The sequence below is a fragment of the Paraburkholderia madseniana genome, assembly GCF_009690905.1.
Taxonomy (GTDB): Bacteria; Pseudomonadota; Gammaproteobacteria; order Burkholderiales; family Burkholderiaceae; genus Paraburkholderia; species Paraburkholderia madseniana.
The window spans coordinates 19,446-31,898 of the sequence record NZ_VOSW01000106.1; the positions used below are offsets into that span (position 1 = coordinate 19,446).

At 61.3% G+C, this 12,453-nt stretch carries 9 protein-coding genes and 2 riboswitches; of the genes, 8 read left to right on the forward strand and 1 reads right to left on the reverse strand.

Annotation, left to right across the window (positions count from 1 at the left end; genetic code table 11):
* From FSO04_RS37190 to FSO04_RS37220, 7 genes are all read left to right on the forward strand, one after another.
* Nucleotides 1-766, forward strand: a 766-nt coding sequence (locus FSO04_RS37190; RefSeq protein WP_233465129.1) for a Gfo/Idh/MocA family oxidoreductase, incomplete at its 5' end; no start/stop codon positions are given.
* Nucleotides 767-964: 198 nt separating this feature from the next.
* Nucleotides 965-1,318, forward strand: a complete 354-nt coding sequence (locus FSO04_RS37195) for a hypothetical protein (RefSeq protein ID WP_154566470.1) — start codon at nt 965-967, stop codon at nt 1,316-1,318.
* 142 nt (nt 1,319-1,460) lie between these two features.
* Nucleotides 1,461-1,561, forward strand: a riboswitch (glycine riboswitch).
* A 34-nt stretch (nt 1,562-1,595) separates the two neighbouring features.
* A riboswitch (glycine riboswitch) is annotated at nt 1,596-1,756 on the forward strand.
* Between the two features lie 81 nt (nt 1,757-1,837).
* On the forward strand, nt 1,838-2,956 hold the full coding sequence (gene gcvT / locus FSO04_RS37200; protein ID WP_154566471.1) for a glycine cleavage system aminomethyltransferase GcvT: 1,119 nt from the start codon (nt 1,838-1,840) through the stop codon (nt 2,954-2,956).
* 147 nt (nt 2,957-3,103) lie between these two features.
* Complete coding sequence (gene gcvH / locus FSO04_RS37205; protein ID WP_154566472.1) at nt 3,104-3,484, forward strand: glycine cleavage system protein GcvH; 381 nt, start codon at nt 3,104-3,106, stop codon at nt 3,482-3,484.
* Nucleotides 3,485-3,578: 94 nt separating this feature from the next.
* Nucleotides 3,579-6,509 (forward strand): aminomethyl-transferring glycine dehydrogenase, encoded by a 2,931-nt coding sequence (gene gcvP / locus FSO04_RS37210; RefSeq protein WP_154566473.1) that lies wholly within the window; start codon nt 3,579-3,581, stop codon nt 6,507-6,509.
* Nucleotides 6,510-6,626: 117 nt separating this feature from the next.
* The gene (locus FSO04_RS37215) at nt 6,627-7,757 is read left to right on the forward strand and encodes an alginate lyase family protein (RefSeq protein WP_154566474.1); all 1,131 of its coding nucleotides are present in this window, start codon (nt 6,627-6,629) and stop codon (nt 7,755-7,757) included.
* 28 nt (nt 7,758-7,785) lie between these two features.
* Nucleotides 7,786-9,174 carry an L-serine ammonia-lyase gene (locus tag FSO04_RS37220; RefSeq protein WP_154566475.1) on the forward strand — a complete coding sequence of 463 codons (1,389 nt, stop codon included), beginning with the start codon at nt 7,786-7,788 and terminating at the stop codon, nt 9,172-9,174.
* Between the two features lie 599 nt (nt 9,175-9,773).
* Here FSO04_RS37220 and FSO04_RS37225 read toward each other — a convergent pair.
* On the reverse strand, nt 9,774-12,023 hold the full coding sequence (locus tag FSO04_RS37225) for a M23 family metallopeptidase (protein WP_166618324.1): 2,250 nt from the start codon (nt 12,021-12,023) through the stop codon (nt 9,774-9,776).
* Nucleotides 12,024-12,191: 168 nt separating this feature from the next.
* Here FSO04_RS37225 and FSO04_RS37230 point away from each other — a divergent pair.
* The coding region (locus tag FSO04_RS37230) for a transposase (protein ID WP_154566477.1) at nt 12,192-12,453 on the forward strand (262 nt) is incomplete at its 3' end.

Consider the following 12,453-nt stretch of genomic DNA (forward strand, 5'->3'; position numbering starts at 1 on the left):
CCCCCCCCCCCCCCCCGCCCCCACCGCCACCCCCCCCGCACACTACGCCGCGCCTGGCGACGAGGGTCCCGCCCCTTCCCAAGCCCGCCGCTGGGACGGTGATTTTCTGACCGTACGGGATCTGCTTGCCAGCAGAGAGTTGGGACGCATCACGCAATACGAATCGCATTTCGACCGATTCCGTCCGGAGGTTCGGCAGCGTTGGCGCGAGGAAGCTTCGCGCGGCGGCGGCCTGCTATTCGATCTCGGACCGCACCTGATCGATCAGGCGCTGGCGCTGTTCGGCGCACCGCAGACTGTGTCCGCGACGGTTCGGACGCATCGCGATCAGGCTAGCGCGCCGGACTACGTGCATATTCAGCTGGGCTACGGCGAGTTCGAAGTGGTGTTGCATGCCAGCGCGTTGACTGCGTACGTCGCGCCGAGGTTTACGATCCACGGCACGCAGGGGAGCTACGTGAAATACGGGCTCGATACGCAGGAAGATCAGTTGAAAGCCGGCTTGCGGCCTGGCGATGACGGGTTCGGCGCCGGTAATGCGCCCGGCGTGTTGCGTGTGCTCGAAGACGGCCAGGAAGTCGAGCGGGAGGTGCCGACGCGCAATGGGGAATACGTCGGCTTTTATATTGCCTTGGCGGATGCCATTCAAAACGGCACGAAGTTTCCCGTCAGCGCTCAGGACGCGGTCGACGTGATGACGATCATCGAGCTTGCAGCCCGGAGCTCAGAAGAAGGCGTCCGGCTGCCGTTTGAACGCATTCGCTGACTTTCCCTGCGCCACGGGGTGCTTTCTGGCCATTTGGCGGCGGCATGCGAACCATGCCGCCACCGATAGCAAAAGGCTGACAACCCCGAAAGGAACATAACGTTACAAATAACCCCGCCTTGGCGGTCAGCGTGGATCCCCGACAATCCGTTGCTACCCCAGTAGCACCACAAAACGACAACGACTTCCGGAGAGTCCATGCCTCGTATCGTCCGCGCACTAGCAGCATGCGCTTTGCTCAGCTCCCTCGCCGCCTGCGTGGTGGCTCCCCAGCAACCCGCGCCGGCGCCGCGCCCCAACCCGCAGCAAATCGCGGATCAGCGCTTCAACCAGGTCAACGGCCGGATCGACAACCTGAGCCGCCGCATCGACGCTCGCGTCAACCAAGGCTACTACCCGCCCCCGCAAGGCGGTGCGTTGCACCATCGCCTCGACGTGATCCGTCAGGAAGCGCACGACATGGCGGCGCAACACGGCGGCGGCCTGTCCGGCGACGAACAGCACGTGCTGAACCAGGAACTGGACAACGCGGCACACGCCATCGGCGAATAATCGCGCCGGCTCAGGCACCCGAAGCAAAGAAGCGCGGGCATCACGTCCCGCGCTTTTTTTGACTTTAGCGAACCCGCAGCGCCAACCCCCATGCCCCTCGCGGGCCTTTATTTGACAAGCCCCCGGCCCTCGCGTACATTCGCCGCACGCGTCGGGAGAGCGTGCTGGCCGCAGAAAATCGCAGGTCGCACCGCCGAAGGGGCACACCCGCAAACTCTCAGGCAAAAGGACCGACTGCGTCGAAGAACCCGCGCCCAGGCAACATCAAGGCATCGGTTTTTCGCACTCTGGAGAGCGGCAGTAGCCGTCTGCATCGTTTATATCGAGTAGATTCTGGCAAGCTGCCCACCGAAGGGGCGCGCGTTTCACCGCAGCGATCATGGCTTCACCATCGCACGGTAGCGCAATCTCTCAGGTATCGAGGACAGAGGGGTCATGCAACGCAATCGCTCGCAGCCGGCAGGCCGCGAGGCGTAGCGCCGCATGGCCTTTTTTGTTTCGCGAGACGCCTGAGGCCCCATGACCGAACTCAAACACACCCCGCTCAACGCCACCCATCGTGCGCTCAACGCCCGCATGGTCGATTTCGGCGGCTGGGACATGCCCGTCAACTATGGCTCGCAGATCGACGAACACCGCGCCGTGCGCACCGACGCCGGCATGTTCGACGTCTCGCACATGTGCGTCGTCGATTTCGCCGGCGAACGCGTGCGCGCCTTCTTTGAGCACGCGCTGGCCAATAACGTCGCCAAGCTGCAAACGCCGGGCCGCGCGCTCTACTCCTGTCTGCTGAACCCGAATGGCGGTGTGATCGACGATCTGATCGTCTATTACTTCAGCGAGACACACTTCCGCCTGGTCGTCAACGCGGGCACCGCAGAGAAAGACGTCGCCTGGTTCAGCAAGCTCAACGCCGAAGGCAGCTACGGCCTGACCATCACGCCGCGCCGCGATCTGGCGATCGTCGCCGTGCAGGGCCCGAACGCCCGCGATAAGGTCTGGCAAGTCGCGCCGTCCAGCCGCACCTCGACCGAACTCCTTAAGCCGTTTAACGCCGCGATCGTCGACAACACGCCGTTTGGCGAGTTGATGATTGCCCGCACCGGCTACACCGGCGAAGACGGTTTCGAAATCGTCCTGCCCGCCACGTCCGTGTGCGAGTTCTGGGACGCGTTGGTGCGTCAAGGCGTGCGCCCCGCGGGTCTCGGCGCGCGCGACACGCTGCGTCTCGAAGCCGGCATGAACCTGTACGGCCAGGATATGGACGACAACGTCTCGCCGCTCGACGCCGGCCTCGCCTGGACTGTCGATCTGACCTCGCCGCGCGACTTCGTCGGCAAAGCCAAACTCGAAGCCGACGGCTCGCAGGCCGCGTTCGTCGGTCTGATCCTGCTGAAGGAAAACGGCAAGGCGGCAGGCGTGCTGCGTGCTCACCAGAAAGTCGTCACGCCGCAGGGCGTTGGCGAAATCACCAGCGGCACTTTTTCACCCACGATGCAGGAATCGATCGCCTTCGCGCGCGTGCCGAAAGGCGTGCAGCCGGGCGACACCGTTCACGTCCAGATTCGTGACAAAAACGTACCCGCAAGCGTGGTAAAACTGCCGTTCGTACGCAACGGCAAAGTGCTCGCAGTTTAAGCAGCCGGCGCGTGCGTCTCACCCCTCAAGAAAACGCCGGGCCGCCCCAAGTTTTCTTGACCCCCTCGGGGGGCCTGGCGCGAAGCGGCAGGTTTGGGGGCCCCTTTTATTAAGTTCATACCGAATAACACCGCATAGGAGCATCCGATGAGCATCCCGGCCGATCTGAAATACACCGAATCGCACGAGTGGGTCCGCACCGAAGCGGACGGCACGCTGACGGTCGGCATCACCGACCACGCGCAGGAAGCGCTCGGCGACATCGTCTTCTTCGAAGTTCAGGAACTGGGCAAGACCGTCAACGCTGGCGACACCGTCGCCGTGATCGAGTCGGTGAAAGCCGCTTCCGATATCTACGCGCCAGTCTCGGGCGAAATCATCGAAGCGAACCCGGCCGTCGCCGACACGCCGGATGGCGTCAACAGCGCGCCGTACGAGAACTGGCTCTTCAAGATCAAGCCGGCCGCGGACGCATCGCAGGATCGCCTGATCGACGCGGACGCGTACGCCAAGGCCGTCGGCGCCTGATTCACCGCAAGTTGCACCATTACGTTTAAACCCGACAGGCGCGGCGCGTCCGATTCGACAGTCGAACGGACGCCCGCACCGCCAGGAACACCTCATGAAGCTCGAACACCCGGATCGTCTGATGAACCGCACTCCTCTCTCGCTCGCCGCGCTCGAAGTGCATGACGCCTTCGCTGAACGGCACATCGGCCCGGATTCGGCCGACCAGCAAGCGATGCTCGAAGCCCTCGGCTTCGCGTCGCGCGCCGCGCTGATCGACGCGGTCATTCCGAAGACGATCCGCCGCACCGAAACGCTGCCGCTCGGCCCCTTCGCGCAACCTAAGAGCGAAGCCGAAGCGCTCGCCGCGCTGCGTGAGCTGGCGGGCAAGAACCAGGTGTTCCGCTCGTACATCGGGCAGGGCTATTACAACGCGCACACGCCGACGGTGATCCTGCGTAACGTGCTGGAAAATCCGGCGTGGTACACCGCGTACACGCCGTATCAGCCGGAAATCTCGCAGGGCCGTCTGGAAGCGCTGCTGAACTTCCAGCAGATGATCGTCGACCTGACGGGTCTCGCGATCTCGAACGCCTCGCTGCTCGACGAAGCCACCGCGGCCGCTGAAGCGATGACGCTGCTGCAACGCGTCGGCAAGCCGAAGTCGAACGTCTTTTACGTCGCCGACGACGTGCTGCCGCAAACCATCGAAGTGGTGAAGACGCGCGCCACGCCGGTCGGCATCGAAGTGAAAGTCGGCCCGGCTGCGGAGGCGGCGAACGCGAATGCGTTCGGCGTGCTGCTGCAATACCCGGGCGTAAACGGCGACGTGCGCGACTACCGCGCACTCGCTGAAGCCATCCATGCAGCAGGCGGCCACGTGGTAGTCGCTGCCGACCTGCTCGCGCTGACCGTTTTGACGCCGCCGGGCGAATGGGGCGCGGACGTGGCCGTCGGCAACACGCAGCGTTTCGGCGTGCCGGTTGGTTTCGGCGGCCCGCACGCGGCTTACCTCGCCGTGCGCGACGAATTCAAGCGTCAGATGCCAGGCCGTCTGGTCGGCGTGACCGTCGATGCACAAGGCAATCCGGCACTGCGTCTCGCGCTGCAAACGCGCGAACAACATATCCGCCGCGAGAAGGCGACCTCGAACGTGTGTACCGCGCAAGCGCTGCTCGCGATCATGGCCAGTATGTACGCCGTCTATCACGGCCCGCACGGTCTGAAGACGATCGCGCTGCGCGTGAACCGTATCGCGGCGTTGCTCGCAGCCGGCGCGAAGAAGCTCGGTTACACGCTCGTCAACGACACGTTCTTTGACACGCTCACGTTCGAAACCGGCGCACGCACCCAGGCGCTGCATGACGCGGCGACGGCTCGACGCATCAACCTGCGCCGCGTGAGCGACACGCGCGTCGGCATCTCGATCGACGAGACCACCACGCGCAGCGATCTGACCGATCTGCTTGCTGCGTTCGCGCAGGCGGCATTTGTCGACGAAGTCCCGCTGATCGACACCCTCGACGCAGAACTCCCCGCAGAGAACACGGTGCCCGCCGCGCTCGAACGCACCAGCGCGTACCTCACGCACCACGTATTCAACCGTCATCATTCTGAAACGGAAATGCTGCGCTACCTGCGCAGCCTCTCCGACAAGGATCTGGCACTCGACCGGTCGATGATCCCGCTCGGCTCCTGCACGATGAAGCTGAACGCGACCTCGGAAATGCTGCCTGTCACGTGGCCCGAATTCGGTCAGATTCACCCGTTCGCACCGGCTGAGCAAACGGTCGGCTACCGCGAAATGATCGATCAGCTCGAACAGATGCTGGTCGCGGCCACCGGCTACGCAGCGGTGTCGCTGCAGCCGAACGCCGGCTCGCAAGGCGAGTACGCGGGTCTGTTGATCATTCACGCGTACCACGCATCGCGCGGCGAAGGCCACCGCAACGTCTGCCTGATTCCCGCTTCGGCGCACGGCACGAACCCGGCATCGGCGCAGATGGCCGGCATGCAGGTGGTCGTGGTGGCTTGCGACGCGCAAGGCAACGTCGATATCGAAGACCTGAAAAAGAAAGCCGAGCAACACGCCGACAAGCTCGCGGCGATCATGATCACGTATCCGTCCACACACGGCGTGTTCGAATCGAACGTCCGCGAAATCTGCGAGATCGTGCATGCGCACGGCGGCCAGGTCTATGTGGACGGCGCAAACATGAACGCCATGGTCGGCCTCTGTGCGCCGGGTCAGTTCGGCGGCGACGTCTCGCACCTGAATCTGCACAAGACCTTCTGTATTCCGCACGGCGGCGGCGGACCGGGCGTCGGTCCGGTTGCGGTCGGCGCGCATCTCGAGCAATTCCTGCCGAATCAGATTTCGTCGGGCTACGAGCGAGCCCCGAACGGCATCGGCGCTGTGTCGGGCGCGCCGTACGGTTCCGCGTCGATTCTGCCGATTTCGTGGATGTACATCGCGATGATGGGCGCGAAGAACCTCACGGCCGCCACCGAAACCGCGATCCTCAACGCAAACTATGTCGCGAACAAACTCGCGCCGCATTACCCGGTGCTGTACTCGGGCCCGGGCGGACTGGTCGCGCACGAATGCATTCTCGATCTGCGTCCGATCAAGGAAACCAGCGGCATCTCCGTCGACGACGTCGCCAAGCGCCTCGCCGACTACGGCTTCCACGCACCGACCATGAGCTTCCCGGTGCCGGGCACGTTGATGGTCGAACCGACCGAATCGGAATCGAAGGAAGAACTCGACCGCTTCATCGAAGCGATGATCGCGATCCGCGAGGAAATCCGCGCTGTGGAAGACGGCCGCTCGGACCGCGAAGACAATCCGCTCAAGCACGCGCCGCACACGGCGGCGGTAGTCATCGCGAACGACTGGAAACATGCGTATGCGCGCGAAACCGCCGCGTATCCGCTGCCCACGCTGATCGCCAAGAAGTACTGGCCGCCGGTCGGCCGTGCGGACAACGTGTACGGCGACCGCAATCTGTTCTGCTCCTGCGTGCCGATCGCCGACTACGAGTAAGCCGGCCCGCAAACCGCGCAGCGCCTGAAGGTTGTAAGCAGGCGTTGCGCGGTTCTGTCGCTTGTGTCCGCAAACGGCTAACATCACACACCGAATCAGCCTAACGAGGAGTTTCGCATGGCGCGACAGGTGCGATTGATGCAAAGCCGGACCGAAATCAGGCGAACCCAAACATGGCAACAGGCTTGCACGCTATTGCTGGCTGGCGCAGCGGTGCTGCTGCCGCTGCGACAGGCGCAGGCCGCAATGAATTTTTGCGCGGCGCCCGCGCTGCAAACCAGCGAGCGCACGAATGCAGACCCAGGCGTCAAGGCGCTGGTGAGCAATGTACTGGCACATCTGAACGACCCGCCGCATGCGCTGGCGAAACTGCATACCGAAGGCACGTTGCCGCACGAGGGCATCTACGATCAAAGCGTCGAGGCGGAGAAGGATCTGGATCTGCTGCGCGACGCCGCGCTCGCCTGGCGCGCGACCAGTGACGACCGTTATCTGAAACTGGTCGACCGCCTGCTGTATGCGTGGGTCACGACTTATCAACCCAGTTTCAATCCGATCGACGAAACCCATTTTGAGGGCCTGATCCTCGCCTACGACATGACCGCGAGCGCGTTGCCGGTGAAGACGCGCAATGCTTCGATGGCGTTCCTGACGAAGCTCGCGAGCGGCTATATCGCGCAGATCGACGCGCAGCCGCGGCCGCTCACGGGCACGTTCAAGAACAACTGGCAAAGCCACCGGATCAAGCTGATCTCGATGGCCGCGTTTACGCTGGATAACCGCAAGATGATCAACGCGGCGCAGCGCCTGTTCGACGAGCATATCGGCGACAACATTGCGCCGGACGGCTCGACGTTCGACTTCGGCGAGCGCGACGCGCTGCACTACGTCACCTACGACCTACAGCCGCTCGTGACCGCCGCGCTCGCCGCGCGCCGCCACAACCGCAACTGGTTGCCGGAAAAGGGTGCGAACGGCGCGTCGTTACAAGGCGCGCTGAACTGGCTCACGCCGTACGCGGATGGCAGCAAAACGCATGAAGAATTCGTGCATTCGAACGTTCCGTTCGATGCCAAACGTCGCGAGGCCGGTTTGCCCGGCTATTCGGGTCAATGGGATCCGAAAAACGCGACGGAACTGTTTCACCTGGCGGCGCGTCTCGACGGACGCTATACGCCGATCGCGCTGCAGCTCGCACCGACGCCGCCCGCATGGCTCGCCGTGTGCTTACCGCTGCCGGCGCGCTAAACTAACTTTTATCAGCAGGGAGCAGTAAATGGCAGTCAGCGTGTTCGACCTCTTCAAAATCGGCATTGGTCCGTCCAGTTCGCATACGGTCGGGCCGATGCGTGCGGCGCTGATGTTCGCGCAAGGGCTCGAACGCGACGGGCTGCTTGGCGCGACGGCATCTGTGAAAGTGGATCTGTATGGGTCACTCGGCGCGACCGGCAAGGGTCACGGCACCGATCGCGGCGTGATGCTCGGCCTGATGGGCGATGCACCCGACACGGTGGATCCGGATACGATCGCACAGCGACTCGAAGCGGTGAAGGCGTCGCGCAAGCTCGCTTTGCTCGGCACGCACGACGTGCCGTTCGTCCAGAAAGATCACATTTCGTTTTATCGCCAGGCGCTGTCCGAGCATCCGAACGGGCTGAAGCTGCGCGCGTTCGATGCGCAAGGCGAGACGCTGCGTGAGTCGACGTATCTGTCGGTCGGTGGCGGTTTTGTGGTGACGGCGGGCGCGCCGAACACGAAGGTGCTGAGCGCGGTCGAACAATTGCCGCATTCGTTCCGCAGCGGCAACGAATTGCTCGCGCTGTGCAAATCGACCGGCAAGAGCATCGCGCAATTGATGTGGGAAAACGAACGCGTCTGGCACACGGAAGAAGAAACGCGTGCGGGTCTGCTGAAGATCTGGAATGTGATGCAGTCGTGCGTGTCGCGCGGCTGCGGTATCAACAATCCGGATGCGGACGGTAACTTGCCCGGTCCGTTCCATGTAAAGCGCCGCGCGCCGCAGTTGTATCGTGCGCTGTCGAGCAATCCTGAGCTGGCGCTGCGCGATCCGCTGTCGATGGTCGACTGGATCAATCTCTATGCCATCGCAGTGAATGAAGAGAACGCTGCGGGCGGGCGCGTGGTCACGGCACCGACCAATGGCGCGGCCGGCATCATTCCCGCGGTGCTGCATTACTACACGCGCTTCATGCCGGGCTCGAACGAGCAGGGTGTGATCGACTTCCTGATGACGGCGGCGGCAATCGGCATTCTGTACAAGCTGAACGCGTCGATTTCAGGCGCGGAAGTGGGATGCCAGGGTGAAGTGGGCGTGGCCTGCTCGATGGCCGCGGGTGCGCTCGCGGCGGTGATGGGCGGCACGCCTGAGCAAGTCGAGAATGCTGCCGAGATCGGCATGGAGCACAACCTCGGGCTGACGTGCGATCCGGTCGGCGGGATGGTGCAGATTCCGTGTATCGAGCGCAATGCGATGGGCTCGGTGAAAGCGGTGAATGCGGCACGAATGGCGCTGCGCGGTGACGGTACTCACTACGTGTCGCTGGACTCTGTGATCAAGACGATGATGCAGACCGGCGCGGATATGAAAACGAAGTACAAGGAAACGTCGCGCGGTGGGTTGGCGGTGAATATTGTGGAGTGTTGAGAACGCCGGAATGGTGCGGCGGGGTGTGTGGCCGCCGCAAGACGCCTAATGTGGGTTGCGAAGCGTGCCGCCTTGACGTCGGCATGCACGCCGCGACATTTCAGTTGTACGCGTCTTTGCAATCAAACTCGGTGGTCTTTGTCCTAGTAACGCGATAACACTTCGAAGGAAGATAAAGCACGTTTGCCCGGCTCCACGAGTAAACGACCTTCGTTTCGGAGAACCCGGGCGCCGCTTGGGTAAGCGTGACCCATTGTGCCGGCCGCGCAGATCTCCCGCGACTTGGAATCGCTTCAATGCTGGCTACAGGCGGTGATGTCAAGACGACGCACCACCGATTCCGATTGCGTTTCTCGAAGATCGTCCTCGGCGAATTGGTACCCGTTGTTTGGTCTTGGGTCAGCAGCATTTCGCCGGTAACGTATTTAACTGTCGTGCTCAACACGTTGTCGTCGGTTGCATAGGCGGGCCCATACACCGCCGCCATACCTAATTCAATTGAACGATAGCAAGCACCGTAATGCAAGTTGGCCCATTTCTGAGGCAAGGACGGAAGTCCGTCAGCAAATGCAGGTATCGCTGCGAAAAAAATCAGAAAACTAAGGCTTTTGTGCAACATAGGTAATCGTTACAGTTTGGGTCGAAGGTACCGCAGCAGGCGGAAAAGTGCTGCAAAGCACAGGACTGCCGGGCGGTAACAAAGGCGGGTAGCGGAGAGGTCCACTATCTGCCCTGCGTGGCTGGTCCAGCAATACTTCGGCAAGAAGCGGGGCAAACTGTTGGCGGTTCGCATATCCGTTCCCGCCTCCATTGACAAGCCAGCTGATGAAGCCCACTACGGCCGGCGACGTGCCAAGATCCGCCGCGCGATTGATGTTGTGCTTGCCACGAAACGTCTTCCCTAACCAGTACATCGCCGCTGATTCAGCAGCATGAATGGGATCGGCGGCAACGATGTGCGGATCGAATCGAGACGACCATCGCTGCGCTGCAGCGCCGTCCGCCCAGACATGCGTTGACGTCGAAGTGATTCGCGGGTCCACATATGCCGATACCGCGTGATTGGGGACGCCCCGATATCGTCTGTACGCATCGTAGTTGAACGGCCACGTTAGTTGGAGATATCCGCGGCCATAGAAGGGCCCGTAAGCGCAGCCATAGCCCGTCGAGTCCTCCACCATCGTGCGAAGAACATCTGTCTCTATATGCGTCTGAGCAAGGAAATGAACTAGCCGAATCCTGCTTTCATTCAGAAACTTTCGGTAGATGAGATTTATCGGTTTTGCATGCGTACTTCCGCGCTCGAAGGCGACGTTCCACGGTATGTTTCCGGAGAGCGATGTCCTAGGCAGACATTGGGAAAGTTCGCTTGCGCTCAGCCATCCACATTTCCTGAAATGTTCTATAAAAGCCTTGGGCGGAAGGTGCCAACATTGGCCGGCGCGCGGGAGATGTGGGTCGTGGATTTCCTCCCAAAACGCTAAAGCTTGTATATGAGCCTTCAGCAAAACGAAGTCGTTCGCAGGCAACGCCACAGGTAAGCTTTCACTCGACTCCTTGAGCCACCCCCAGCGGCGGTCGATGAAGTCCTCGTTCCTAGACCATTCGATCGGAAATTTGCAGATCGCTTTCGACAACCGCGTACGCACCGCGTCGATATGAAGGCCTTGCGCCGCTTCAGTGTGCGAGACGTGACCATCTCCGTTCACATCGAGCCAGCGTCTAATCGTTGGCGAACCGCATAAACTTTTCGCCATCGTATCGTCGTCAATGAGACCCCAACCGGCCCAATGCGGGAAGTCTGCATCGCTATAGACGCCGATGCCGGCAAAGTTCAAATTGACCCATCCGACCGCTTCGGGTGTCGTGATCTTTCGCCAGTGACCGAATTTTCCGCCGGCAGGCAGCGCGTCAGTACCTACGGTACGCCCGAAGCGCAGTATTTCGTAGATTGTGCATGGCGTCGGCACCACCGCATAGGCGCATCCCATCGATTGATTCAACTCGACGTATTTCGCGCTCAGCCGGTTGGCCTCCCTGTATAGCCCATATTCATAGCCACTATCGCACGCCTGTGAGGCGAACACGACATACTGTCCATCGTCATCTTTACGGAACGTGGTCAGCGTGCATTCGCCTCTTTGATATCGCATCCGAATCACGTAATCCTGTTCGGTCGTACGCGCTGCTTGTGGCGTGATGATGGCGCAGGGTGGCGGCTCTCTGTCATCTAATCGATACGGATGCGGCTCGCGATTTTCGAACACCGGGATCCCTTTCGGCACCCTGAACCAGATGTCCCCGTAAATAGCGTCTTTGCGGCCGGTTGCCACCGTGAGCGGCCCCGTGTTGCGTCCGATCAGTTTTTCAAGGTCCGCCTGATTGCAAACGATTTCGAAATGTATCTGACCGGTCTGCCCATATACCTGCCCCGCGATGCCGATTACATCCTTCCGATAGACTTTCCTACCCGCGACCAGCGACGATATGACCGTTTGCAAATGCATGTAGATCGAGAAGAAACTCACCTTTGCACTGTCACCGTCGCCGATCTCCGTCGAATGCTTGATCACTACACAACCGTCGTCTGTCCGCACATTACGGTATGACAAAGCCGGCTTTTCACTCGCGTCGGTCTGTCGCGCATAAACGATTGTTCCGTTAGCGATAGCACGCACCGGAGCAGCGGTGCCGTGTGCATCGCGAGGTGCAATGAGGTGCGTGCCGCCATGCCAGCCAAGGTTGTAGCTGACCGGATATGCGCCGTTTCCTGGTGCGCATTCCTGCATACCAGCGGCACACACATCGTGATCCGGGACGATAGTGTTTCCCGCTTCGGCGGAATCCATTTCGTGACCTGGTATCGGCGGTAAGAACGGGGGGCTTATTAGCATTACTTATGATACTCAATGTTCATAGTCACGAAAATTGTGGATTGGGTGACTCGTATTTTTTGATTTTTTCGATGCGCCTAGAGCGTGTTAGGCACCTTGTGTGAGACCTGGTATCCTGGCGGGATGAAAAGAGCAGACCGCAAAGGGTATCCGACCGATGTGTCGGACGAAGAATGGAGCTTCGCGGCACCCTATCTGACGCTGATGGACGTCACCGCGCCGCAGCGCAAATACGAACTGCGCGACATGTTCGATGCGTTGCGCTGGATGGCTCGGGCCGGCGCACCGTGGAGGATGCTGCCCAATGATTTCCCACCTTGGGAATTGGTGTATCAGCAGACCCAACGCTGGTTACAGGCAGGTTGTTTTGAGCACATGGTCAGCG